The sequence below is a fragment of the Bordetella genomosp. 13 genome, from assembly GCF_002119665.1.
In the GTDB taxonomy this organism is placed as follows: domain Bacteria; phylum Pseudomonadota; class Gammaproteobacteria; order Burkholderiales; family Burkholderiaceae_B; genus Bordetella.
On record NZ_CP021111.1, the window covers coordinates 1,956,932 to 1,982,448 of the forward strand.

The window sequence follows — 25,517 nt, forward strand, 5'->3', positions numbered from 1 at the left end:
AGCACGAGGCCGTACCCATGATGAGCATCCCGAACCTGGGCGACCTGATCGACCGGTCGGCCGACCCGCAGCGGGTCGCGCTGATCGGCGTGGACGCCGAACTGAACGAGACCCGCTGCACCTACGCCGAACTGGACGCGATGGCCCAGGGCGTGGCGCAGGCGCTGGCCGGCTATCCGCGCGGCACGCGCATCGCGCTGCTGGCCGCCAACTCGGTGCGCTACGTCGCCTCGGTGATGGGCATCATGCGCGCCGGCCTCACGGCGGTGCCGGTCAACTTCAAGTTTCCGGCTGCCACCATCGCCTACGTGCTGGCCGACAGCGGGGCGCGCCTGGTGCTGTACGACGCCCCGCGCCGGGACAGCGTTCCCGCGGGCCTGGACGCCGTGCCGCTGGACGGCGACGCGTTCCTCGAATTCCTGCGGCCCGGCGCGGAAGACCCGCATCAGCCCGCGCCCGACGACGTGGCGCTGATGCTGTACACCTCGGGCTCCACCGGCAAGCCCAAGGGCGTGCGCCTGTCGCACGCCAGCCACCTTTGGACGGTGCAGATGCGCCGCCAGGCCACTCCGCTGGACGACGAGCGCGCGCTGATCGCCGCCCCGCTGTACCACATGAACGCCCTGGCGCTGGTGTTCCTGTCGGTGGCCAGCCATGCCACCACGGTGCTGCTGCCGCAGTTCACCGCGCCGGCCTACATCCGTTGCATCGAGCGCTACCGCTGCACCTGGCTGACCGCCGTGCCGCCCATGATCGCCATGATGCTGCGCGAGCGCGACCTGCTGGCGCAGACGGACCTGTCCTCGGTGCGCGTGATACGCATGGGCTCGGCGCCGGTCAGCGCCAGCCTGCTGGCGCAGATCCACGCCATGCTGCCCAATGCGCGCGTCATCAATGCCTACGGCACCACCGAAGGCGGTCCGGTGGTGTTCGGCCCCCACCCGCAGGGCCTGCCCACGCCGCCCATGTCGGTGGGCTATCCGCACCCCGAGGTTTCGGTGCGGCTGTCGCGCGGCCCCGCCGACGGGCCCGACCAGGGCATGCTGGAGCTGCGCAGTCCGGGCCTGATGCTGGGATACCACCAGCGGCCCGACCTCGCCGAGCCCTTCACGCCCGATGGCTACTACGTCACCGGCGACGTGTTCCGCCGCGACGCCGACGGCTTTTATTATTTCGTGGGCCGGCGCGACGACATGTTCGTCAGCGGCGGCGAGAACATCTATCCCGGCGAGGTCGAGAAGATCATCGAGACCCATCCGGGCGTGCAGCAGGCCTGCGTGGTGCCCGTGCCCGACGACATCAAGGGCACCAAGCCCGTGGCCTTCGTCGTGCCGCGCGCCGGCGCCGTGCTGACCGAAGACGAGATCCGCCAGTACACCCTGGCCAACGCCGCCGCCTACCAGCATCCGCGCCGCGTCTGGATCGTCGACGCGCTGCCGCTGGCCTCCACCAACAAGCTGGACCGCAAAGTGCTGCAGGCCGAGGCGCAGGCGCTGATGGGCGCGCAGGACCGCGCCGGATGAACGTGGCGGCCGCCTGGGCACGTCGTGGCGCGGCGCGCCGCAACGCGTGCCGGCGCCGCATATGCCTGGCGCGCCTTCCCATACAAGCAACCGTTCTTTGGCGATGGCGCGATGCGCGGGCATCATCGCCGGTCGGCCGCGCGACGGATGCGCGCCACCGCGACGGGCAGGCCGGCGGCCGCGCGACGCAGTTTCACTGAATACCTACCGAATCGAGGCAAGCATGCTCCATCACCTGTATTCCCGCGGCCGTGCCCGCGTGGCCGCGCTGGGCGCGGCGCTGCTGCTGGGCGGCGCGGGCGCCGCCGCGCAGGCCGCCGCGACGCAAGTCGACGAGGTCACCGTCGGCCTGGCCATCCCGCTCACCGCCGACAGCGGCGGCGTGTATGCGCTGGGCAACGAGCTGGGCTTCTTCGCCGAAGAGCACATCTCCGTCAAGACCATCGTGTTCCAGGGCGCCGGCGCGCTGCTGCCGCAGGTGGCATCCAGGAAGATCACGGTCGGCTTCCCGTTGCCGGAACCCGTGCTGGGTTCGTACGAGACCGGCAAGACGCCGCTGCCCGTCACCTACTTCTACAACGCCACGCCGGCCAACGAAATCGAGCTGGCCGTGCTGGAAGAGAGCGACATCAAGACCATCGCCGACCTCAAGGGCAAGAAGATCGGCGTGGGCGCGCTGACCTGGGGCACGATACCCAGCACCCGCGCGCTGCTGCGCACCCAGGGACTCACCGCCGGCAAGGACGTGGACATCGTCGCCGTCGGCGTGCTTGGGTCGGGCTTCCTGGCGCTGCGCCAGGGCCGGGTCGACGCGCTGAACTACAACAGCATCTGGCACGCCATGCTGGAGCAGAGCGGCACCAAGATCCGTCGCCTGCCCTACCCCGGCACTTTCCGCCGCATGAACAGCAACGGCTTCATCGCGCACCAGGACACGCTGAAGGACCAGCCCCAGCTGCTCGCCCGCTTCGGCCGCGCCTACACCAAGGCGCTGGTGGCCTGCGACGCCAACCCGCGCCTGTGCGTGGAAGCGTTCTGGCGCATGCAGCCCGAATCGAAGCCCAAGGAAGGCGACAGCGCGCAGCAGCTGGACCAGGCTGTCGCGCTGGCCAGGCTGCGCATGTCCAAGGTGCTGCGCACGCCTGAAGGCCAGCCGCGCGTGCCGGGCCAGTTCGACCTGCCCGTCATCGCGGACTTCGTGAAGGCCATGCACGCGGCCGGCGAATTCAACACGGAGCAGATTCCCGTCGACCGCATCTTCAGCAACGCGCTGGTGCCGGAGTTCTCGCGCTTCGACGCCGCGGCCGTGCGCGCCAAGGCGCAGGCGGCCAAATGACGCAGGCAGCAGTCCAGGCCGGGGACGCGGCGCCCGCCGCGCGCGAAGCCGCCATGCTCGACACCCAGCGCCTGTCACTGGTCTATCGCACGCGCCGCGGCGCCATCGAGGCGCTGCGCGACGTGGACCTGCGCATCGGCGCCGGCGAGTTCGTCACCCTGCTGGGCCCGTCGGGCTGCGGCAAGTCGACGCTGCTGAAGATCGCCGCCGGCCTGCTGGCGCCTACCTCGGGCGTCATGGAGATCACCGGCGAGCCGGTGCGCGGGCCGCGCCCCGACATCGGCATCGCCTTCCAGAAGCCAACCCTGCTGCCCTGGAAGACCGTGCTGGCCAACGTGATCGTGCCCGCGGAAACGCTGGGCCAGGACCTCGGCCGGGCCCGCGAACGCGCTCGCGCGCTGCTCGACCTGATGGGCTTGTCCGCCTTCGCCGACAACTATCCCAACGAGCTCTCCGGCGGCATGCAGCAGCGCGTGGGACTGGCGCGCATGCTGCTGCGCGACCCGCGCCTGCTGCTGATGGACGAGCCCTTCTCGGCGCTCGACGCCCTGACGCGCGAGCACCTGTCGCTGGAACTGCAGCGCGTGTGGATGCGCGACCAGAAATCGGTGATGTTCATCACCCACAGCATCCCCGAGGCCGTGTTCCTGTCGGATCGCGTGCTGGTCATGTCCCCGCGTCCCGGCCGCATCGTGGAAGATTTCCGCATCGACCTGCCTCGGCCGCGCACGCTGGACACCATGGCCACGCCCGAATTCACCGAGGCCTGCCGCCACCTGCGGCAACATTTCGCGCACTGAGGCGCAGAGATCATGCGACGCCTGCTGGACCTGGTTTACCCCCTCATCACCCTGGCCGTGATACTGGCGGCCTGGCACTACGCCGTGGTGCTGCTGGAAATGCCCGACTACGTGCTGCCCGGCCCCATGGCCGTGCTGCGCGCGCTGGTGGCCGGCTTCGCCGACGGCACCATCTGGCGCCACATCGGCTACACCCTGTACGCGACGCTGGTCGGCTACCTGATCGGCAGCGTGCTGGCGCTGCTGCTGGGCGCGCTGCTGGCCGAATCGCGCACCTTCGAGAAGTTCGTCTATCCCGTGCTGGTGGCGGTGCAGGCCACGCCCAAGGTGGCCCTGGCGCCGCTGATCCTGGTGTGGTTCGGCTTCGGCGTCGCGTCCAAAATCGTGCTGGTCGTGCTGATCTGCTTCTTCCCGCTGTTCGTGAACACCATCGTGGGCATCCGCCGCGTCGACCCCGACCTCATCGATGCGTGCAAGGCGTTCTCCGCCAGCAGGTGGTATCTGTTCCGCCACGTGAAGCTGCCGGCCGCCGCCGGCGACATCTTCGCGGGCCTGCAGATCGGCATCTCGCTGGCGCTGATCGGCACCGTGGTCGGCGAACTGGTGTCGTCCGAAGCCGGACTCGGCTACCTGATCGGCTCGTCGGCCGTCAACATGAACGTCAGCACGATGTTCGCCGCGGTGATGCTGCTGGCCGTCATCGGCATCGCCGGCACCGAGACCGTGCGCCTGCTGCATCGCAAAGTGGTGTTCTGGGAAGCGGAACGCGCCGAGCGATCGCGCACGGCGGCACAGACGTGATGTAGCAAGGGCCGCGCAAGCCACCGGCCGCCCGAGGTGGCGCGGCGGCGGCGCGGCTGCTGGCCGGCAGGATGCCGGCCAAGGTGCGCGCCCGATCTGTCAGCGTGCCGCGGCGGCAGCGCGCGCCGCCACCGCTTCCTTCAGGAAGCGCAGCACGCCCTCCCAAGACTCCGCATTGGCCCGCGCATTGGCGAGCGCCGTGCCACCGCCCGTCAACACGATGCCGGACACCGCATGCGCCTTGGCGATCTCGGTGGTGGGCACGTTGGGCGCCTGGATGGCGTGGCCCGCGTCGGGATAATCCAGGTGCTCGACCGGATAAGGATGATGCGCCTCGCGCAGCGCCTGCGCCACTTCGCGCGAGTAGGCGGTGGACGGCCAGTAGCCGTCGTCGCCGCCCGAGATGAGCAGCACGGGGCCGGCGATGCGTTCCACCGGAATCCGCGCGCGCGCCACCGCGGCCGCGTCGCGCTGCGCATCGACGAAGGCCTGGGCCTGGCGGCGCGGCTCGGGCAGGCTGTCGATGCCCGACCAGTCGGTCGCCGCATTGTCCTGCCACACGTGCGGCACGGGTTCGCCGCGCAGCATCCACGTCGGCGCAAAGCGGCCCTCGCCCGGCCGCCCGGCGTTCAGCACGCTGTGCACCACCGAGCTGGGCACGTAGCCGATGACGGCCGACACCAGCCCGGGATAGGTGGCGCCGAGCAGCAGCGACAGTTCGCCGCCGCGCGACTGGCCCGAGACCGCGATGAACCCATGCGCCGGCCGCACCTCGTCGCGCAGCCATTGCAGGCCCTTCTCGAAATACTCGAGCGGCGTCTGCGAGATGTGCGAAGGCAATCCCGGCGCGCCGAAGTAGCCCAGCGCCAGCGCCGCATAGCCGCGCGAGGCGAACAGTGCCGCGCGCGATTCGTTGATGCCGCCGCCCGAGCCGTTCAGCACGACGATGGCGGGATGCGGGCCGGGCGTGGCCGGCGTGTACAGCGATCCCACGAGGCCGTTGCCGCGCACCTCGCGGCGCGTGACGCCCTGGTCGGCGTATACCTGCGTCAGCGTGGCTTCTGCGCGCTGCGCGCCGGCGCTGGCCTCGAGCGACACGACGACGGCTTCGCCCGGCCCGATGCTCTTGGGCAGCGCGGCCGCCGCCTCGACCACCTCGGCGCCCAACGGCGCCTGCGACCACAGCGGGCCGCCGCCGTCCACGCCCTGATACGAGCCCGACAACGGCGCAGCGGCCGACACGTCCACCGTGCCCGTCGAATCGGCTCGGTACACGGCCTGGCTCTGCCACAGGCCGCCATCGGGCTGGCGCGAAGTGGCCGTCAGCCGCACCTCGGCGTCAGCCGGAAAGCCGGTCAACTGGATGCGGCGGGATACGTCGGAAAGCGCAACGGCGGGAGTGACTTGAATGGCGGGCATGATGGATTCTGCGATCTCGATTGAAGCGGGGAGGACGCGCGATGGCGATGCAGCCGCGATGGGCGTGACACCGATTGTCCTCCAGCGCGGGCCATGCCATGGGCCGTACCTGCGAAGATCTGGTTATGAACTCATGGCTGATCCACAGGATACACCCCGCTAAGTACGCGCCCGCAACGCAGCCTGGTTCCTGGCGATGAGGCCCTGGTAGCGCTTGCCCGGATACCACGGCATCTGGGTCACCTTGTCGAATCCCGGGATGCCTTCCATGTGCTTGAGCATGCGGGCGCGCATGGCCGCATCGGGCAAGGGACCGCGCAGTGCCTCCATGTTCTCGGCCATGTGCGCCGGATTCGACGTGGATGGCAAGGCGCACGTCACTACGGGGTTCGAGATCACCCATTTGAGGAAGTACTGCGCCCAGGTCTGCACGCCGATCTCCTTGACGAAATCCGGCACGGGGCGCCCCTCCACCAGCGCGAACAATCGCGCCTTCTCGAAAGGCAGATTGGTCAGCACCGCGACGCCGCGCTCGGCCGCCAGCGGCAGCACCCGTTCCTCGGCGCGTCGCGACGCGATCGAGTACTGCACCTGCACGAAATCCGGCTGGCCGCGTTCGATCCAGGCGGCCAGCAAGGGCAGATAGGCATCCTCGTAATGCGTGATGCCGGTATAACGGATGCGGCCTTCCTTCTTCCAGGCCTTCAGGTAGGGCAATACGAACTCGATGTTCGTCAGGCTGTGGACCTGCATCAGGTCCATGCGCTCGCGCCACAGCCGGTTCTGCGATTGGGCGAGGCTGCGCGAGGCATGGCTTTCGTCGGCCAGGAACTCGCCGGTGGACCAGATCTTGTTCGCCATGAACAGCCCCTCGGCGATGCCCAGCGAGGCGGCATGGTCGCCCACGCTGATCTCGCCGGTGCCATAAAGCGGCGAGGTATCCAGCACGCGGCCTCCGGCTTCCCAGAAGCGCTGCATCACCTCGCGCAAGTGCTGGCGCGGCTGGCCGGGCAGTACGTCGAAGGTCAGGAAGGTGCCCAGCCCGATGGCGGGCAGCACCTCTCCGGTGCTGGGAATCCTGCGGGTCAGCACGGGTGGCGCGGAAGCCGCTGCCACCGTAGTGGCCGGCGCGCGCTGCGCCAGGCCGGCCAGGGGCAGCAGGCCGGCGCCAGTCAGCGCGGCGGCGGATACGCCCGCGCGCAAGAAGTCTCTGCGACCATCGCGATGGGAGATGAATTCGGGTTGGGTAAGCATAGTCGTCGCGTCCATTCAGCGGGTTCGGTAATGGGGATGGGAGCCCGCCGCTACGCCGACTCGGCTGGCCCTCCATGGTCATGCACTCTAGGCCGCCAACCCGGCGTTCGACCGAACAACGGGATTACAAATAAGTAATCAACGCGCTTCCTGCGCGCGTCTAGAATCGCGGAATATCACCGCTGCTGCTTGCCATGGCTCGCCTATTGGTCGTAGAAGACGAAGAGAAAATCGCCGCTTACCTGCGCCGCGGTCTCAGCGAGCACGGGCACGTGGTGGACGTTGCCAGCGACGGCATCGCCGGGCGCCGCCTGGCTCTGCATGGCAGCTACGACCTGGCGCTGCTGGACATCGGCCTGCCCGGCCTGGACGGCTTCGCGTTGCTCGAGGCCGTCCGGCAGACATCCCACCTGCCCATCCTGGTATTGACGGCGCGCGAACGCGTGGACGACCGCGTTCGCGGCCTGCAGGCCGGGGCCGACGACTATCTGGTCAAGCCGTTCGCCTTCTCGGAACTGCTGGCCCGTATCACCGCCATCCTGCGGCGCGGGCAATCGCCGGTCTCGGCCTCGACGCGTCTCTCATTGGCCGACCTGGAACTGGACCTGGAGAGCCGCAAGGCCTGGCGCGCCGGGCAGCCGCTCGGATTGACCGCCCGCGAGTTCGAACTGCTGACCCTGCTGCTGCGGCGGCAGGGCCAGATTCTCTCGCGCACCACGCTGGCCGAACGCGTCTGGGACATCAACTTCGATTCCGGCACGAACGTGGTGGAGGTCGCCATCCGCCGCCTGCGCGCCAAGATCGACGATCCCTACTCCCCCAAGCTGCTGCACAATGTGCGCGGCATGGGGTATGTGCTGGAGGCACGCGGCTCATGAGCCACGCATTGGCCCCCTCGATCGTGCGGCGGCTGTCATGGAGTCTCATGGCGATCGCCAGCCTGGGACTGTGCCTGATGTGCGCGGGCATCTACTGGGCAAGCAGCGCACAGCTCAGCCGCGCGCAAGACCGGCTGCTCGCCGTCAAGGTCAACAAGCTGGTCGAAACGGCGCAGGCCATGCGCCAGCAGGGCGGCGCCGCCTTCGTCGCCCTGCTTGCGGAGAACGCGCCGCGCCGTCCGGGCTCGCGGCTCGAACTCCGGCACACCGACGGACGCGTTTTCTATGCCGATCCCGCCGCATCGCCGTTCCTGCTGCCGCCGCGCTCGCAACGCGAGATCCAATTCGACCTGCCGTCCCCCGACGGCGGCGCCGCGCTGCGAGGACGCTTCGCGATAGACGTCGCCCATGACGAGGACATGCTGGCCAGCCTGGGCATCATTCTCGCCATGGCCACGCTGCTGGGTACCTTGGGCATAGGCGCCGCAGCCTGGCTGGCCGCACGCCGCGGCCTGCGTCCACTGGACGACCTGGCGCGCCAGATGCGGGCGATCTCCCCGGGCAGCGAGCGCAAGCGCGTCGCCCTGGCCGCGCCCAGGCGGGAACTGCAGCCGGCCGTCGACCAATTCAACGGACTGATGGATCGCGTCGAACAGGCCTATCAGCAGCTCGAATGCTTCAACGCCGACGTCGCGCACGAACTGCGCACGCCGCTCTCGGTGTTGATCGGCCAGACCGAGGTCGCGCTCTCGCGCCCCCGTACGCCGGACCAGCTGCACGAGACGCTGCAATCGAACCTGGAGGAACTGCAGCGGCTGGCGCGGCTGGTGCAGGACATGCTGTTTCTGTCGCGAGCCGACCGCGGCGAGACCGCCAGGCGCGGCGATGCGAAGGTGCTCGCCCACATCGTGGACGAGGTGGCGGACTTCCATGAAGCGGTGCTCGACGAGCGGGCACTGAAGCTGGCGGTGATAGGCCAGGCATGCGCGCGCATCGACGAGAACCTGTTCAAGCAGGCGGTGTCGAACCTGCTCGACAATGCGGCGCGCTTCGCCGCCCCCGGGTCGACCATCCGCATTCTTCTGCAGGAGGCGCGCGGCAACCGCGTCGAGGTCGCGGTCGAGAACCTCGGACAGACCATCCCGGAAGCCGCGCTGGAACGCCTGTTCGACCGGTTCTTCCGCATCGAGGCGGGACGCGCCGACGGGGAAAGCCACCATGGCCTGGGACTGGCCATCGTGGCCGCCATCGCGCGCATGCACGCCGGCCGCCCCGTGGCGCAGTCGCGCGATGGCGTCACTCGCATCGGCTTCGATATCAGCGCCGCGTGACCCGGCAGCCTTGCCGGCGCGAAGGGATCACAGCTTTGCCACCGCCACCTCGGTTGCCTTCACGAAGGCCAGCACCTCGGTGCCCACCTGCAGGTCCAGTTCCTTTACCGACCGCGTGGTGATGACGGAAGTCACCGTGCCGGCCGGCGTCTCGATGTCCAGTTCGGACAGCACGGGGCCGTGCACGATCTCGCGGATCTTGCCGCGGAACTGGTTGCGGGCGTTGATGGTGGGGGTGCTCATGGCGTACTCCTGTGTTGGAATGAAGAATCGAACAAGGCCCGGCCGCCGCGAACCGACGGCCCGGACGAAAGCTTGCAGGCGCTCAGGAATAGGCAGTGGGTTCGGGCGCCCTGCCGTCCAGCGCGTAGCGGCCCAGGTCGCGCACCTTGTAGGCCACGGGATCGTGCAGCGTATGCACGCGCGCGTTGCGCCAGTAGCGGTCGTAGCCGTAGCGCGCCGAGGTCGAGCGCGCGCCGGTGACTTCGAACAGCTCGGTGCCCAGGCGCAGCGCCGCGCGATGCGCCCACACCTTCGCCTCGGCGCCCGCCACGGCCACCTCGCCGCGTTCGGCAGCGCTCACCGCATCTCCCCGCGCCAGGGCGGCGTCCAGCCGGATGCCGGCCTGGTCGGCCAGCGCCTCGGCCGCGCGCACGGCCAGCCGGAATTCCCCGAATCGTTCCTGCACGTACGGGTCGTCGGCATGCCGTGCAACGTCCGCCGCGAACCAGGGCCGCGCGTCGTCGTGCACGAAGCGGCGCGCCTCGGCCAGCGCGCCCTGCGCGATGCCCAGGTACAGATTGGTGATGATCAGTTGCGCCACCTGTGACCGCAGCGTGGCCCTGGGCGTGGGCGTGACGCCCGGCGCCTGCAGTATCTGCACGGGATCCAGCCGCACGTGGTCGAACCGCACCGTGCCGCTGTCGGTCTGCCGCTGTCCGAACGCATCCCAGTCGGGATTGACCGTGATGCCGTCGGCATCGGTCGGCAATGCCGCGATCAGCGCGGTCTCGGTGGGCTTGTGCCATGCCGACAGGGTCAGGATGTCCGATCCGACGGAGCCTGAACTGAAGCTCTTCACCCCATCCAGCCGGAAGCCCTCGCCTTCGTTCGCGGCCAGCACCCGCCTGTCCAGCGGATTCAGCGCGTTGCCCCAGAACAGCTTGCGCCGCACCGTGGGCGCCAGGAAGTATTCGTGCTGCTCGGGCCTGCCAAACAGCAGCACGCCGGCCACCTGCAGGTGATGAAAGCCGAACAGGTGCGCCAGCGCGCTGTCGGCCTGGGCCAGCCGCCGCACCGCCGCCAGCGTCACCGACCACGGCGCCTGCGCCCCGCCGAACTCGGTGGGCACCGACAGCGCCAGCAGGCCGCTGGCGCGGATCAGTTCGCGCTCGTGCGCCGCATGCCCGCCAGCGCGGTCGCGCTCGACCGCCGTCGCCGCCAGCTGCGCCGCCAGCGCTTCCAGCGCCTCGGCAAGCCCGCCTGAATACGCGTGTATCGTGCTCATCGCATCGTTCCTCGTGGCTTATCGCGCCGTGGCCTGAGGCACCAGTTCGGTACCCATGACCTCGCCGAACGGACCGGTCAGCACTCCGGTGCCGGTGACCGCCGCCCGGGTCTTGCCCGGCAGCAGCGGAAACACCAGCTCCGCGAAGCGGTAAGACTCCTCCAGGTGCGGATACCCCGAGAAGATGAAGGTATCGATGCCCAGTTCCGCATACTCCTGGATGCGCCGGGCCACCGTCCGCGGATCGCCCACCAGGGCGGTGCCGGCCCCGCCGCGCACCAGTCCCACGCCGGCCCACAGGTTCGGCGCGATCTCCAGATGGGCGCGTCCGCCCCGGCCATCGTCCAGCCTGCCTCCGTGCAGCGCTGCCATGCGGCGCTGCCCTTCGGAGTCCATCCGGCCGAAGGCGGCTTGCGCGGACCGCACGGTGTCCTCGGTCAGGTGGCTGATCAACGCATCCGCGGCGGCCCAGGCCTGGGCCTCGGTCTCGCGCACGATCACGTGCAGCCGGATGCCGAAGCGCAGCGTGCGGCCCAGCCGCGCCGCGCGTTCGCGCACGTCCGCGATCTTGGCGCGCACGGCATCCGGCGGCTCGCCCCAGGTCAGATACACGTCCAGCTGTTCCGCGGCCAGCTGGTGCGCGGCCTCGGACGATCCGCCGAAGTACAGCGGCGGATAGGGCCGCTGCACCGGCGGATACAGCACCTTGGCGCCCCTGGCGATCAGTTGCTCGCCGGCCAGGCTGTAGTCGCCTCCGTGGTGGCTGGCCTCCAGCGCGCCGCGCCAGATGCGCAGATAGTCGCTCGTGATGGCATAGCGCTGGTCGTGGTCGACGAAGACGCCGTCGCCTTCCAGTTCGCCGGGATCGCCGCCCGTCACCACGTTGATCAGCAGGCGCCCTCCGGAAAGGCGGTCGAACGTGGCCGCCATGCGCGCGGCCATCTGCGGCGACGTGACGCCTGGCCGCACCGCCACCAGGAATTTCAGCCGCCGCGTCGCGTCGATGAGGCTGGAGGCCACCACCCACGCGTCTTCGCACGAACGCCCGGTGGGCAGCAACACGCCGTCGTAGCCCAGCGTGTCGGCTGCCACGGCGATCTGCCTGAAGTAGTCATGGCTGCCGGCGCGCGCGCCCGTGCTGGTGCCCAGGTAGCGCGAGTCGCCGTGCGTGGGAATGAACCAAAGAATGTCCATGAATCAGGGTCTCGTGATCAATTGCGGTTGGAGTTGCTGGCAAAGAACCGGAGCTTCGGCCAGGCGATGCATCCCGCCCGGCGTGCCGCCCGGTGACTGCCGCGCTATACGGCTATACGCTGAGCTGGCCGCTGGCGGCCAGGGGGCCCAGGTCGACGGCGTGCGCGGCGGGTCGAGTGGCGTAGAGGTGGCGATGCACGCGGTCCACGGCATCGTCCAGCCGGTGCAGCACGTCGTCGTCGATGCTCGCGCGTCCGTGCTCGTCGAACGTCACCTGGCGATCGGTGGCATACACGCCGGCCAGGATGTGCCGGGCGCCCAGCGACGACAGCACCGGCTTCAGGCTGTATTCCAGCGCCAGCAGATGGGCCGGGCTGCCGCCGGTGGCGATGGGCAGCACGATCTTGTCGGCCAGCGCCTTCTCGTCCAGCAGGTCCAGGACGGCCTTCAGGCCGCCCGCGAACGAGGCCTTGTAGACGGGCGTGGAGATGAGCACCGCGCCGCATCCCTCGACGCGCCGCCGCAGCGCGGCCGCCGCGTGGCTGGTGTAATGCCCCTCGATGAGTTCTTCGGCCGGTATGTCTCGCAGGCCCATCTCGCGCACGCTCAATCCCCGCTGTTCCAGGCGCTGGGCCGCATGGCGCAGCAGCGCGGAGGACCGCGAACGACTCGACGGGCTGCCTGCCAAAGTCAGAATGCTCATTGTGTACAACCGATAAGGGCACGCGATGCGGCGTGTGCCGCGACGCGCAGGCCGCGAGTGCATGTAAGAAGGAGAATGCGGCCGACCGGGAGGATTCTGCACCGCGCCTGAGCGCGCGAAAAATACTTACTCGGCATGTCGATATGCGCCCGCCCGGCGGTGCCGGCGCCGCGCAATGGCCGCCGGTTATGTACGCTGCATTCAGAACACCTTGCCTTCCTGCAAGTGCGTCGTGGTGCCGTTCAAGTGATAGTCGCCCACCACCCTGGCCTTGTGCAGCAGCGGGTTGTGGCTGAAGATCGTGCGCAGGCTGCGCCAGTGCCTGTCGAAGTTGTACTTGCGCCCCGTCATCGACGCGCCGCCCGCCTCGAACAGCCGCTCGCCCGCGCGCAACGCCAGCTGCGCCACCACCAGCTGCGTCTTGGCCGTGACCAGCGCGCCCTCCAGCACGCGCTGCCCGGCCTCTGCATCGCCGTCCAGCAGCGCTCGCGCGGACCGGTCCAGCGCACGCGCGTTCTCGCGCACCAGGGCATCGATGGCCAGCGAGTGCGCGGCCAGCTCGCCCACCACCTGCTGCACGAAGGCATCCTCGCGCGCGGTGGGCGCGGGGCTGTGCTGTACCGGCCGGCCATGCGACAGCACGTAGTCGCGCGCGTCCGCATAGACGCGCCGCACGATGCCGGCCGCGGTGGCGACCAGGTGCAGCTGGCGCAGCGCGCCGGTATGTCTGCCGACCAGCGTGCCCGATGCGCGCGGCAGCACCTCGTCATCCTCGACGCGCACCTCGTTCAGTTCCAGCGTGCCGCTGGCCGTCATGCGCTGGCCCATGCCGTCCCAGTCATCCAGCACGCGCACGCCCTCTCTGTCCACGGGAATGAAGGCGATCACGTCGGCGCCCTGCTCGTCCTTCAGGTTCAGGCGGGCATAATCGGCAAAGGCCGTGCCGGTCGAGTAGTACTTGCGCCCGGACATACGATAGTGATCGCCATGCCGCACCAGCACCGTCTCGATCTGTCCCGGCCGCGCCGTGCCCAGTTCGGTGGAGGCGCCGCCATACAGCGCGCCTGCCAGCACGCGCTGCACCTGCAGCTCGGCGTGCGCCGTGCGCGGGCCCAGCAGCAAGGTCTCCGTCACGTCGAAATGCAGCCGCAGCGCATGCGCGACGTTCGGCTCTTCGGCAGCCAGGGACGCCACCAGTTCGAACACCTCCTCCAGCGAGCCGCCCAGCCCGCCCTGCTCCACGGGAATGCGCAACGCGCCAAGCCCCGAGTCGCGAAACAGGGTGAAGGCGAAGTACGGCAGTTCGCGCCGCGCCTCGCGGCCCGCGGCATCCTCGCCGATGCGCCGCGCCAGTTCGGGCAGTGCGGCCAGCGCGGCCTGCCGCCGCACCGCGCCGTCGGCGCCCAGGTTCGTATCCATCGAAATCACCGCCTCGTTGCTGTTGCCGTGTGGCGGGCAGTGTGCGGCATCGCCGCGCGCAGGACGACGAAGAATTAGGCGAATGCTTATGCCGCCGTCGTGCGGACCGGGGCCCGGCTTCCCGGCGTCACGCTCGCCAAGCCGCCCGCGCGCGCCGATAATACGGTCCCCTTCCACCGCCAGCCCAGCCATGCCGCTCCTGCCCAGCCTGCGTCTGCCCCCTTCCCCCTCGTCGCGGCGGCGCCCGCCCGACCTGGTCTATGCCGCGGACGAGCTGCCCACGCCAGGCGCCCTGCTGGGCCTGGGCATGCAGCATGCCGCCACCGCGCTGGGGCTGATCGCCTACGTGCTGGCCGCGGCGCACCTCGCCGGCCTGTCGACCCACGCCACCAGCAGCCTGGTCACCGCCACCGTGCTGGGCATGGGCCTGGCCACCATCCTGCAGGCCTGGGGCGGGCGCGTAGGCGCCGGGGCGCTCATCGTGCACATGCCCGATGCCATCGTCGTCATGGTCGCGGGCACGCTGCTGCTGCAGTACGGTCCGGCCGCGCTGCTCCTGGCCGGCATCGTCAATGGCCTGACGGGGCTGCTGATCGGCCAGGTCATTCCGCGCCTGCGCGCGCTGTTTCCGCCGCCCGTCGCCGGGGTCGTCATCTGCGTGACGGGGCTGTCGCTGATCGCGCCCGCCCTGCGGCACGCGGGCGGCCTGCACGATGGCGGCTACGACGCCGGCAGCGTGCTGGTGGGGGCCGTGACGCTGGCCGTCATCATCGTGCTGTCGGTGTGGGGCACTCGCCGCATGCGGCTGTTCGCGCTGCTGGCCGGCGTGCTTGCCGGCGTGGCGCTGTCCGGCGTGCTGGGCCGGCTGCACGGCGCCGACGCACTGCTGGCCGCGCCTGTCTTCGCCCTGCCCGAACTGGTGATGCCGACGCTGAACGTGGATCCGGGCCTGCTGGTGGCGGTCGCGCTGCTGTCCGTGATGGCGCAGCTGGACACGCTGGGCACCGCCATCCTGCTGGACAAGATGGACGATGCCGACTGGCGCCGCGCCGACATGCGCATGGTGGGCCGCGGCATGCGGGCCGGCTCGCTGTCCAACATATTCGTCGGCCTGTTCGGCGGATATCCCAGCGTCACCTCGTCGGCCAACATCGCATTGGCCCACATCAGCCGGTCGACGTCGCGCTATGTCGGCCTGGCGGCCGGCGCGCTGCTGGTACTGCTGGCACTGGCGCCGCAAGCCATGGTGGCGCTCACGCTGATCCCCACGCCGGTGATCGGCGCGGTCGAACTCTACGCGGCGGCCTACCTCATCGTATCGGGCGTCGAGCTGATCGCCTCGCGGGCCATCGATGCGCGCGGCACCTTCATGGTCGGCCTGTCGTTCGTGGCGGGCATGGGTGTGATACTGGTGCCCGGCCTGCCCGGGCATTTCCCACAGTCCCTGCGCTTCCTGGTCGAGAACAGCGTGATCGTCGCCGGCCTGGCGGCCATCCTGCTGAACCTGCTGTTCCGGCTGGGCACCTCGCGGCGCGCCGTGCGCGACCTGTCCGCCCTGCCGGACGACACGGCCGCGCACACGCCGCATCCCGCGGCGGGGGGACTGGCCGGCGCCATCGTCGACTTCGTCGAGACGCAGGGCGCGGCCTGGGGCGCGCGCCGCGACGTGGTGCGACGGGCGGCCTCGGCCGCGCTGGAAGCCGCCGAGGCCATCGCCGCGGCCGGCGGCGGGCGCGCGGTGCGCGAGATCCGCGGCAGCTTCGACGAGTTCAACCTGGACATCGAGCTGCTGCACAGCGGCCCTCCTTTGCAGCTGGCGGGCCATGCGCCGGCGGCCGCCGACCTGCTGGATGCCGATGACGACGCCTTCCACGCCGCGCTTGACCGCGCCCTGCCCGGCGTCTCCGCCGTGCTGCTGCACAGGCTGGCCGACCGGCTGGGCGCCGGCGAGCGCGGCGGACAGTCGTGGTTCCGGCTGCACTTCGATCACTGAGCCGACGCGTCCCTCGCGCGCGAGCACAGCGGGCATTGGCCGCCGGCGTTGCCTGCCCGTCCATGCATTGGTAGAATCCCTAGGTCCAGCGGCTCCCGGGCGTCGCCCCGCCGCATTCTCCACACCACACCAGGGAGGCGCTTCATGTTCATCGCACGTACCGTCCTCCCGCGTCGCATGTCGCCGCATTAGGTCCGCTCACCAAGTCGTCCGCGGGCCTGCCGAGCCCAGGCGATCCCGTCCGGCGGACAACGCGCCCGCGGCCCGCCCGCGACGCTTCTTCCAGCAATCCTGATTTCCCCACGCCGCCTCCGCGGCCGTGTTCGTCATTTCTTTCCAGGAACCCCATGGGCGCCGCGCGCCCGGGGTGCAGTCATGACTCGCAAAAAACTCGATCTACGCGGACAGGCCTTCAAGGACGTCCTCGGCTTCACTTTCCGCCATTGGCGCCACCAACCGGGCCGCATAGGCGCCATCGTCGCGCTGATGCTGCTGGCCGCACTGAGCGACGTGCTGACGCCGCTGTATGCCGGCCGGCTGGTCGACGCGCTGGCTTCGGGCGCCGGCGCCGGAACCGTCGCGTGGAATGCGGCGGTGGCCGCGTTCTGGGCGCTGACCGCGCTCAGCCTGGGCGGCACGGTGCTGCGCCAGTTCGTGTACATGAACATCATCAGCCTGACCCTGCGCATGATGAGCGACATCGCCCGCGACGCCTTCCACAAGGTGCAGCGCTTCTCCACCGACTGGCACGCCAACAGCTTCGCCGGCTCCACCGTGCGCAAGATCACGCGCGGCATGTGGGCGCTGGACCTGCTCAACGACACCTTGCTGACCGCCCTGCTGCCGTCGGTGGCCATGCTGGTGGGCGCCACCGTGCTGCTGGGCTGGCACTGGCCCGTGATGGGGCTGGTGGTAGGCCTGGGCTCCCTGCTGTACATCGGCGTGACGGTCATGCTGTCGCTGGGCTACGTGGCGCCGGCGGCGCGTCTGGCCAACGCCTGGGACACGCGCATGGGCGGCGCGCTGGCCGACGCGGTCAGCTGCAACCCCGTGGTCAAGGCCTTCGGCGCCGAGTCGCGCGAAGAGACGCGCCTGGGCTGGGTCGTCGGCAAGTGGCGCAACCGCACCCGCCGCACCTGGCGGCGCGGCACGCTCAACGGCGGCGCACAGGGCTTGATGCTGACCGCCATGCAGGCCGCCATCCTGGGCGTGGCGCTGCTGCTGTGGGTACGGGGCGAGGCCAGCGTGGGCGACATCACGTTCGCGCTGACCATGTTCTTCATCATGGAAGGTTATCTGCGCGACGTGGGCCAGCACATCCGCAACCTGCAGCGCTCGGTCAACGACATGGAAGAACTGGTCGCGCTGGACGCGCAGCCGCTGGGCATCGAAGACCGGCCCGGCGCGCCGGCGATCCGCATCGAACGCGGCGAGATCCGCTTCGACCACGTCACGTTCCGGTACGGCAACCATCCGGACCCGCTGTACGACGATTTCTCGATCCGCATCGCGCCGGGCGAACGGGTCGGCCTGGTAGGCCATTCGGGTTCGGGCAAGACGACGTTCATCAAGCTGATCCAGCGCCTGTACGACATCAACGGCGGACAGATCAGGATCGACGGGCAGGACATCGCCACGGTAAGGCAGGAGTCGCTGCGCAGCCAGATCGCCATCGTGCAGCAGGAACCCGTGCTGTTCCACCGCACGCTGGCCGAGAACATTGCCTATGGAAGGCCCGGCGCCACCCGGGCCGACATCGAGCACGCCGCCCGCCTGGCCAGCGCGCACGATTTCATCGAGCGGCTGCCCAAGGGCTACGACACCCTGGTGGGCGAGCGCGGCATCAAGCTGTCGGGCGGCGAGCGCCAGCGCGTGGCCATCGCGCGCGCCTTCCTGGCCGACGCGCCCATCCTGATCCTGGACGAGGCGACCTCCAGCCTGGACAGCGAAAGCGAGGTGCTGATCCAGCACGCCATGGAGCGGCTGATGGTAGGCCGCACCACGCTGGTAGTGGCGCACCGTTTGTCCACCGTTCGAGCGCTGGACCGGCTGCTGGTACTGGACCGCGGCCGCGTCGTGGAAGAAGGCAGCCATGAATCGCTGATCCAGTTGCCCAACGGCCTTTACCGGCGCCTGTTCGAGCGCCAGGCGCTCGAACTGACGCGCGGCCTGAGGCTGGACGACGGGGCCCGGCCTCAAGCGCAGAGCGCCGCCGACGAGGATTACGCCGACGACGCTCCCGGTCTGCCGGCCTGACGGCGGCGGAGGCGGCCGCGCCTCCACCGCACGGCCGGGGGCTTATTTGCCCACCTTCTGCTGCAGTTCCTTCGCCATCGTCAGATGCTGCTCCAGGGCGGGCAGCGTCTTGGCGGCAAAGGCCTTCACGTCGGCGTCCTTGGCCTGCTCGGCCGCCTTCTTGAACAGGTCCACCGTGTCCTGGTGCGCCTGCACGCCGATCTCATCGGCATAGGCCTTGTCGAAGCCTTCGTCGCGCATTTCCAGCGTCTTCAGCTTGGCCTTGTCGATCAGCGACGGCTCGTCGGGCGGGGTGTAGCCCTTGCTCCTGGCCAGCGCCGCCAGTTGCTCGCCTACCTTGGTGTGGTCGGCGACCATCTGTTCGGCGAACTTTTTCACGTCCGCCGAGCGCGCCTTCTGCTGCGCCAGCTTGCTGCCGGCGATCTCGGTATGGCCTGCCTGGGCGGCGCGCTCGAGGAAGTCCTCGTCCTCGCCGTCCAGTTTCTGCTTCATGTCGGCCTGCTTGGCGTCGGCGCGTTCGGCCGGAGCCGGCGTGGCCGGCGCTGGCTGCGCGGCGGCAGGCTGGGTCCAGGCGATGGCGCCGCCCGCGATGATGCTCAAGGCCAGAATCTGCACTTTCATGGAAAAGTCCCTCGCAAAAGTTTTGAAGCCAGCGGATGGCGGCTGGACGGTCCGTCCTTTGGATCGCCCCACCCGTCGCCGGCACTGAAGCAACCGGCGTGCCCAGGCCTGGCGCCGGGCTCGTTCCGGCATGGGCTTTGCTCAAGCCTGCGTCGCGCGGTACGCTGGCCGCGCCGTCCACTGCCTTTTTCGGAGAATGCATACGATGCTGCGCCTGGCCAAGGAGGAAACCCTGCTGTGGGTGGCGGCGGGCGCGGCCGTGCTCGCCTATGTCTTCCAGGATGCGCTGGCGCACGGCGGCACGGCAGTGGCGGGCGCGGCGACGGCTGCCCTGGTGGCGGCCATCGTGTGCGCTTCGCTGCGCGTGGCCGCCCACGCCGAATCCATTGCCCATCGGGTCGGAGACCCTTACGGAACGATGGTGCTGACGCTGTCGGCCGTGCTGGTCGAGGTGGTGGTGCTGGCCATCGTCATGTCCAACCAGAACTCGCCCACGCTGGTGCGCGACACGATCTATTCCGCCGTGATGCTCGATATCAACGGCATCCTGGGCCTGGCCGCCCTGATGGGCGGCCTCAAGCATGGCGAGCAGTCGTACAACGACGACTCGGGCCGCACCTATGGCGTGATGATTCTTACCGCCATCGCCGTCTCCATGGTGGTGCCCGAGTTCATTCCGCGCGAGGTCTGGCACATCTATTCGGCGTTCACCATCGTCGCGATGATCACGCTGTACGCCGTGTTCCTGCGCATGCAGACCGGGCCTCACAGCTACTTCTTCAGCTACAGCTATCCGGACAAGCCGCGGGGCCGCAAGGCGCCGGCCAGCCTCGACGCGCCGCCCGCTCCTGCGCTGCCCGTTCGGACCTCGATCGCCGTGCTGGCTGTCGGCGTGGCGCTGATCGGCGCACTGGCCGAGGTGATGTCGCACACGCTGGGCGAGACGTTGCGCGGCGTGGCGGCGCCGCCCGCCCTGCCCGCGCTGGTCGTCGCGGTCATCTCGGCCAGCCCCGAGATCCTTACCGCGCTGCGGGCCGCACTGGCCAACCGCATGCAGGCCGTGGTCAACATCGCCATGGGCGCCTCGCTGGCCACCGTCATCCTGACCGTGCCGCTGATGGAAGCGCTGGCCCTGTACACGGGCCAGCCTTTCCAGATGGCCATGACGCCGGTGCAGACCGTGATGATGCTGGTGACCCTGATCGTCGCCGCGATCAACCTGAACGACGGCCAGACCAATGCCATCGAAGGCATGACGCACTTCGTGCTGTTTGCCACCTTCGTGATGCTGACGATGATCGGCGTGTAGCGGCCCACAGGCCGGGCGCGCAGAACCGCAAGATACCCACCGCAGGACGTGCCTTCTTTACACGCCCGATGAACGAATTGCACAGTCCTTCCCGCCGGCACGGACGGCGGGGTTCCCGCCCGTATCCGCCCGGGCGGCATGCCGACTGGCTGGCGCCCGCGCGGGCGCTTCATCGTGACGACCGCTTTCACCGTCCGCCGGATAGGTCCACAATGAAATCCCCGCCACTCAGGAGACCCACATGATCGCGCGACTGCTGACCGTTTGCGCCATGGCTCTGGCCGCCCTGCTGGCCGGCTGCGCCGGCCACGACTTCTCCCGCCCCGGTCCACCGCATCCCGGCGCCGTCAATCCCTACAGCGACGGCGGCTTCAGCGACCCCGGTCCCAACTATCCGGACACCGGCCATTGACCACGAGCCGCGGCCCCGCGCCGCGGCACATCGCTTGCTAGCGTATTCGTCGCGGCCGAGGCATCATGCAGCGGTTGCCTGCCGTGACGTTTTGCCACAACCGGATTCCATCCTTGATGCATGGCACGGCACAACGGGGTGTAATGCCCCCCTTCCCGCTTTCGCCCCGAGGTCGCTTTGTCCATGCCCGTTCCTTCAGTCACCGTGCGCGGCGTCACGCTGCGCAACGACGACAGTCCTGAGCAGCGTCGGCAGAAGTTCGCCCGCATCGCGCTGGACGCCGTCACGCACTTCATCGGGCTGCTGGACGCCGACGGCAACGTCCTCGACATCAATCCCGCCGCGGTCAGCGACGCCGGCATCACGGCGCATGACATCGTGGGCCGCCCTTTCTGGACGACATGCTGGTGGGAGAATTCGGAAGACGCGCGCGAGAACTGGCGCGGCGCCATCCAGCGGGCCGCGCGCGGCGAGACCGTGCAATGGGACACGCAGCTATGTGTACAGTCGAGCGGCAGCGCGCTGCGCGACGTGCACGCTTCCCTCACCCCGGTGCGCGACGACAACGGCAAGGTGCGTCTGCTCGTCGTCGAGGCGCGCGACATCGCCGGGCAGAAGGCGCACGAACGCGAGATCAATCGCCAGCGCGACGCGCTGGCCCGCCTCAAGGAACTGGCGCTGCCCGGCTCTCCGGTTCCCGTCGATGCCGACCCGGAGAACACGCTGCGGGTGCTGCAGCTGGTCATCGAGCGGCAGGCGCAGTTGAATCAATCGCTGGAAGCCATGGTCGCCGAGCGCACGGCCGATCTCGAGGCGGCCAACGAGCGGCTGCGCAACGAGGCGCACGAACGCGCCCACATGGAGTTCGCGCTGCGCCAGTCGCAGAAAATGGAGGCCATCGGCAAGCTCACGGGCGGCGTGGCCCACGATTTCAACAACCTGCTGCAAGTCATCGGCGGCAACCTGCAACTGCTTGCCAAGGACGTCGCGGCCAGCGGCAACGAACGCGCGCAGCTGCGCCTGCGCAACGCGCTGGGCGGCGTGTCGCGCGGCTCCAAGCTGGCGTCGCAGCTGCTGTCCTTCGGCCGCCGCCAGCCGCTGGCGCCCACCGTGGTGAACCTGGGCCGTTTCATACGCGGCATGGACGACATGCTGCGCCGCGCCCTGGGCGAAGGCATCGAACTGGAGACCGTGGCCGCCGCGGGCCTGTGGAACGCTCTGGTCGACACGTCGCAGATCGAGAACGCCGTGCTGAACCTGGCGATCAACGCGCGCGATGCGATGGCGGGCCATGGCAAGCTCACCATCGAGGCGGGCAACGCCGCCCTCACCGACGCGTACGCAGCCCGCCACTCCGACATCGAGCCCGGCGAATACGCGATGCTGGCCATCTCCGATACCGGTCCGGGCATGCCGCCCGAGGTGCTGGAACACGCCTTCGAACCCTTCTTCACCACCAAGCCCGAAGGCCAGGGCACCGGCCTGGGCCTGAGCATGGTGTATGGCTTCGTCAAGCAGTCCAACGGCCACATCAAGATCTACAGCGAGCCCGGTGAAGGCACCACCGTACGCATCTACCTGCCGCGCGTGCGCCAGGAAGAAGAGCCGGCAGCCGAGATCGAACTGGGCCCCGTGGTGGGCGGCACCGAGAACATCCTGGTGGTCGAGGACGACGAACAGGTACGCGATACCGTGGTGGCCATGCTGTCCGACCTGGGCTACGGCATTCTCAAGGCCAAGGACGCGCTGAGCGCGCTGGCGATCGTGGAAAGCGGCGCTGCCATCGACCTGCTGTTCACCGACGTAGTGATGCCCGGCCCGCTGCGCAGCCCGGAACTGGCGCGCCAGACCCGCGAGCGACTGCCCGGCGTGGCCGTGCTGTTCACCTCGGGGTATACCGAGAATGCCATCGTCCATTCGGGCAGGCTCGATCCCGGCATCGAACTGCTCAGCAAGCCCTACACTCGCGAGACCCTGGCCCGCAAGATCCGCCACGTGCTGCGCAACCAGCAACAGCGCAACCTCGCGCAAGCCGGCAATGGGCGCGGCAAATAGAGCGTATTCCTGATGCCCCTGGCCGAACGGCGCTTCGGCCGCGCCGTCGCGGTCCATCAGCAAACCTGAACCGCCCCCCACTGCGCGGTGGGCGCCTACCTTTCCGGAAGCACGAGCTTGAACACGACCTACGACCCCACTGCCGCCGCCGAACTGCTGGCCTCCGCCTGGCATCACGGCGCGAGCCTGCAGGAACTGCCCGCCGAATGCCGCCCCGCCACGCTGGCGCAAGGCTACGCGCTGCAGGACCGCCTGATCGCCGTCATGGGCACGCCCACGGCGGGCTGGAAGCTGGGCATGGGCAGTCCCAACATGATGCGCGCCGCCAACCTGCAGCGGCCCCTGGTGGGCCGCCTGCTGCAATCGCGCTGCCACCCCGCGGGCGCCACGCTGCGCCTGGCGCAGCCCAACGCGCCCGTCACGGTGGAGTTCGAGATCGCGTTCGTGATGGGCCGCGACGTCGCGCCCGGCGAGGCGCCGTCCGATGTCCTGGACGCGGTGGCCGCCACCCACGTGGCCTTCGAACTGGTGCAGTCGCGGTTCCTCGACCGCCGCACCGTGGGCATTCCCAGCTTCGTCGGCGACACCGTCGGCTTCGGAGCTTTCGTGCTGGGCGCCGAGATCGCGCCCGCCCGCATCGACGAGGTCATCGCCAGCGCGCGCGTCGACGTCGACGGGGTCGAACACGCGCAGGGCCAGTCGGGTGACGACCTGCCCCATCCCATCGTGTCGCTGGGCTATCTGTTCGACCATGCGCGCGAACGCGGCATCACCCTGCGCCAGGGCGAGATCGTCACGGCGGGCGCCGTGGCGCGGCCCTTCGACGTGGCGCAAGGCAGCGGCGTCGCGCTGCGCGCACGTTACGCGGACGGCGAACTGCGCGCCACGCTGTCGGCCATCTAAGACCTGCGCAAGGCCGAGGGCGGCCGCCGGCGCGGCGCGCAGGCCAGCGGCGGCGCCCTGGCTACGCCGCTCGGCTGCCAGCGGGCGCGCGACGCCAGGCCGCGTTCATTGCTGCGCGGCGACCGTGAAGCGCGCGCGCACGTGTCGCGGTTGCTCTATCTCGTCGACGATGGCGACGGCCAGGTCTGCCACCGAGATGCCGGCGGGCCGATCGCCATCCATCAGCAGATCCTCGCCGCCGAGGCGATAACTGCCGGTGCGGGCGCCCGGCGCCAGCATCGCGGGCGGGCTGAGGAAGGTCCAGTCCAGCGCGATGTTGTGGCGCAACGCCGCCAGCGCATCGCGCGCGGCGCGCGCGCCGGGCACCACGTTGGCGGGCACGTGGCTGGCGAACTCGGGCGTATCGACGAGCTGCACGCCGGGCGCCACGTACAGGCTTCCCGCGCCGCCGACGACCAGCAGCCGCTTGACGCCGCCCGCCGCCACGCCGCGCTCGATCGCGGCGCTGCCGCGCATGAAGGCGTCGTACAGGTCGGGCGCGTTCCAGCCGGGATTGAATGCCGAGATCACGGCGTCGTGGCCGGCCACGGCGCGCGCCACCTGTTCGGCGTCCTGCACGTCGGCGTGCGCCAATGTCAGGCCGGCCCGCGGGTCCAGCCTGGATGCGTTGCGGGCCAGCGCGGTGACCCGATGGCCGCGTTGCAGCAGTTCGGCCAGGACGGCGGCGCCGACGAATCCCGTGGCACCGATAAGCGCGATGTTCATATGCATGTCCGGTAGAGTGAGTTGACGCGGACATCGTATTCACTTCAGGATCGCGCGATAACGGGGCTAGAATCGCTATCACCTTTAAGCCTGGCTTCATGATGCGCGATCTCAGACCTTATGCCGTGTTCGCGGAAACCGTTGCCGCCGGCTCCATGAGCGCGGCCGCGCGACGGCTGGGCATGAGCGCCTCGGCGGTCAGCCAGACCCTGCGTGCGCTCGAGGTCCAGGTGGGCGTGGTGCTGCTGCACCGCTCCACCCGCAAGCTGACCCTTACCGAGGCGGGCGCGCGTTGTTATCCGCACTGCGTGCGCCTGCTCGAGGCCGCCCAGGCCGCGTCCGATTCGCTGTTGCAGGCGCGCGATGTCCCGTCCGGCGAACTGCGGGTGGCGGCGCCCGTGGGCTTCGCGGCCCACATCGCGCCCGCCCTGGCTCCCTTGCTGGCACAGGCGCCGCAGCTCAGCCTGCGCCTGCTGGTCGACGACGCGATGATCGACCTCGTCGACGCGCGCATCGACCTGGCCATCCGCATCGGGCAACTGGCCGACTCGACGTGGGTGGCGCGCCGCCTGTGCGACGTGGACTCCCTCATGTGCGCCGCGCCGGCGTACCTGCAGCGGCACGGCCGGCCCGAGTCTCCGCAAGACCTTTCCAACCACCACTGGTGCGCCTATCGGCACGACGCGGCGGACCACGGCTCGCCGCACATGACCCTGGACCTGCATGGCACGGGTGGCGAACGTCAGCGCATACCCGTGCCGGTGCGCTACGCCAGCAACAACCAGATGGCGGTGCAGCAGATGTGCGAACACGGCCTGGGCCTCGCGCGGCTGGCGTACGTGGACATCCGACCCGCGCTGGCGAGCGGCGCGCTGGTGCACGTGCTTGCGCAGTGGCGCTATGACCCGCTGCCGGTCAGCGTGGTGACGCCGCGGCGCGACGGCGAACCGGCCAAGGTGCGCCTGGCGGTGCAGGCCCTGCGGCGGTACTTCGCGCAAGTGCCCACCGCGATCGCCCCGTGACCCGGCGTGGCGCCGT

General features: G+C 69.7%; 22 protein-coding genes. 13 read left to right on the forward strand and 9 right to left on the reverse strand.

What is annotated here, in order from left to right:
* Positions 1-17 precede the first annotated feature (17 nt).
* From CAL15_RS08815 to CAL15_RS08830, 4 genes are all read left to right on the forward strand, one after another.
* Complete coding sequence (locus CAL15_RS08815; RefSeq protein ID WP_086078242.1) at positions 18-1,523, forward strand: class I adenylate-forming enzyme family protein; 1,506 nt, start codon at positions 18-20, stop codon at positions 1,521-1,523.
* Between the two features lie 223 nt (positions 1,524-1,746).
* Positions 1,747-2,859 (forward strand): ABC transporter substrate-binding protein, encoded by a 1,113-nt coding sequence (locus tag CAL15_RS08820; protein WP_086078243.1) that lies wholly within the window; start codon positions 1,747-1,749, stop codon positions 2,857-2,859.
* Entirely contained in the window at positions 2,856-3,659 is an 804-nt protein-coding gene (locus tag CAL15_RS08825; RefSeq protein ID WP_086078244.1) for an ABC transporter ATP-binding protein, read from the forward strand. The genes CAL15_RS08820 and CAL15_RS08825 overlap by 4 nt, the downstream gene beginning before the upstream one ends.
* A 12-nt stretch (positions 3,660-3,671) precedes the next feature.
* Positions 3,672-4,460, forward strand: a complete 789-nt coding sequence (locus CAL15_RS08830; protein WP_086078245.1) for an ABC transporter permease — start codon at positions 3,672-3,674, stop codon at positions 4,458-4,460.
* A 99-nt stretch (positions 4,461-4,559) separates the two neighbouring features.
* On the opposite strand, the gene CAL15_RS08835 is transcribed toward CAL15_RS08830, so the two are convergent.
* Both CAL15_RS08835 and CAL15_RS08840 read right to left on the reverse strand, forming a co-directional pair.
* A complete protein-coding gene (locus CAL15_RS08835; RefSeq protein ID WP_086078246.1) occupies positions 4,560-5,879 on the reverse strand; it encodes an acyl-CoA thioesterase/bile acid-CoA:amino acid N-acyltransferase family protein in 1,320 nt (439 codons plus the stop codon).
* 159 nt (positions 5,880-6,038) lie between these two features.
* Positions 6,039-7,148 (reverse strand): aldo/keto reductase, encoded by a 1,110-nt coding sequence (locus tag CAL15_RS08840; RefSeq protein WP_198299183.1) that lies wholly within the window; start codon positions 7,146-7,148, stop codon positions 6,039-6,041.
* Between the two features lie 179 nt (positions 7,149-7,327).
* Here CAL15_RS08840 and CAL15_RS08845 point away from each other — a divergent pair, with 179 nt between their 5' ends.
* Entirely contained in the window at positions 7,328-8,011 is a 684-nt protein-coding gene (locus CAL15_RS08845; RefSeq protein ID WP_086078248.1) for a heavy metal response regulator transcription factor, read from the forward strand.
* On the forward strand, positions 8,008-9,342 hold the full coding sequence (locus tag CAL15_RS08850; RefSeq protein WP_086078249.1) for a heavy metal sensor histidine kinase: 1,335 nt from the start codon (positions 8,008-8,010) through the stop codon (positions 9,340-9,342). The genes CAL15_RS08845 and CAL15_RS08850 overlap by 4 nt, the downstream gene beginning before the upstream one ends.
* Before the next feature lie 27 nt (positions 9,343-9,369).
* Here CAL15_RS08850 and CAL15_RS08855 read toward each other — a convergent pair whose 3' ends face one another.
* From CAL15_RS08855 to CAL15_RS08875, 5 genes are all read right to left on the reverse strand, one after another.
* Entirely contained in the window at positions 9,370-9,585 is a 216-nt protein-coding gene (locus CAL15_RS08855; RefSeq protein ID WP_086078250.1) for a TOBE domain-containing protein, read from the reverse strand.
* A gap of 82 nt (positions 9,586-9,667) precedes the next feature.
* Complete coding sequence (locus CAL15_RS08860) at positions 9,668-10,849, reverse strand: acyl-CoA dehydrogenase family protein (RefSeq protein ID WP_086078251.1); 1,182 nt, start codon at positions 10,847-10,849, stop codon at positions 9,668-9,670.
* Between the two features lie 18 nt (positions 10,850-10,867).
* On the reverse strand, positions 10,868-12,043 hold the full coding sequence (ssuD, locus tag CAL15_RS08865; protein WP_086078252.1) for an FMNH2-dependent alkanesulfonate monooxygenase: 1,176 nt from the start codon (positions 12,041-12,043) through the stop codon (positions 10,868-10,870).
* A gap of 112 nt (positions 12,044-12,155) precedes the next feature.
* A complete protein-coding gene (gene ssuE, locus CAL15_RS08870) occupies positions 12,156-12,746 on the reverse strand; it encodes an NADPH-dependent FMN reductase (protein ID WP_086078253.1) in 591 nt (196 codons plus the stop codon).
* Positions 12,747-12,947: 201 nt separating this feature from the next.
* Positions 12,948-14,165, reverse strand: coding sequence for an acyl-CoA dehydrogenase family protein (locus CAL15_RS08875; RefSeq protein ID WP_086078254.1), 1,218 nt, complete (start codon positions 14,163-14,165; stop codon positions 12,948-12,950).
* 190 nt (positions 14,166-14,355) lie between these two features.
* On the opposite strand from CAL15_RS08875, the gene CAL15_RS08880 reads away from it, so the two are divergent.
* A complete protein-coding gene (locus CAL15_RS08880) occupies positions 14,356-16,158 on the forward strand; it encodes a uracil-xanthine permease family protein (RefSeq protein WP_157666630.1) in 1,803 nt (600 codons plus the stop codon).
* A 375-nt stretch (positions 16,159-16,533) separates the two neighbouring features.
* Positions 16,534-18,414 (forward strand): ABC transporter ATP-binding protein, encoded by a 1,881-nt coding sequence (locus CAL15_RS08885; protein ID WP_086078256.1) that lies wholly within the window; start codon positions 16,534-16,536, stop codon positions 18,412-18,414.
* 42 nt (positions 18,415-18,456) lie between these two features.
* Here the strand turns inward: CAL15_RS08885 and CAL15_RS08890 are convergent, their stop codons facing one another.
* The gene (locus CAL15_RS08890; protein WP_086078257.1) at positions 18,457-19,035 is read right to left on the reverse strand and encodes a DUF4142 domain-containing protein; all 579 of its coding nucleotides are present in this window, start codon (positions 19,033-19,035) and stop codon (positions 18,457-18,459) included.
* A gap of 196 nt (positions 19,036-19,231) precedes the next feature.
* On the opposite strand from CAL15_RS08890, the gene CAL15_RS08895 reads away from it, so the two are divergent.
* From CAL15_RS08895 to CAL15_RS08910, 4 genes are all read left to right on the forward strand, one after another.
* Positions 19,232-20,344 (forward strand): calcium:proton antiporter, encoded by a 1,113-nt coding sequence (locus tag CAL15_RS08895; protein ID WP_232468161.1) that lies wholly within the window; start codon positions 19,232-19,234, stop codon positions 20,342-20,344.
* A gap of 241 nt (positions 20,345-20,585) precedes the next feature.
* Positions 20,586-20,756, forward strand: coding sequence for a hypothetical protein (locus tag CAL15_RS24510; RefSeq protein WP_086078259.1), 171 nt, complete (start codon positions 20,586-20,588; stop codon positions 20,754-20,756).
* 183 nt (positions 20,757-20,939) lie between these two features.
* Positions 20,940-22,811, forward strand: a complete 1,872-nt coding sequence (locus CAL15_RS08905) for a PAS domain-containing sensor histidine kinase (protein WP_086081007.1) — start codon at positions 20,940-20,942, stop codon at positions 22,809-22,811.
* Positions 22,812-22,928: 117 nt separating this feature from the next.
* A complete protein-coding gene (locus tag CAL15_RS08910) occupies positions 22,929-23,714 on the forward strand; it encodes a 2-keto-4-pentenoate hydratase (RefSeq protein ID WP_086078260.1) in 786 nt (261 codons plus the stop codon).
* A 105-nt stretch (positions 23,715-23,819) separates the two neighbouring features.
* Here CAL15_RS08910 and CAL15_RS08915 read toward each other — a convergent pair whose 3' ends face one another.
* Positions 23,820-24,479, reverse strand: coding sequence for an NAD(P)-dependent oxidoreductase (locus tag CAL15_RS08915; RefSeq protein ID WP_086078261.1), 660 nt, complete (start codon positions 24,477-24,479; stop codon positions 23,820-23,822).
* A gap of 98 nt (positions 24,480-24,577) precedes the next feature.
* Between CAL15_RS08915 and CAL15_RS08920 the strand changes: the two genes are divergently transcribed.
* Positions 24,578-25,501: a LysR family transcriptional regulator gene (locus CAL15_RS08920; RefSeq protein ID WP_232468162.1), complete on the forward strand. Its 924-nt coding sequence runs from the start codon at positions 24,578-24,580 to the stop codon at positions 25,499-25,501.
* Positions 25,502-25,517: the final 16 nt, after the last annotated feature.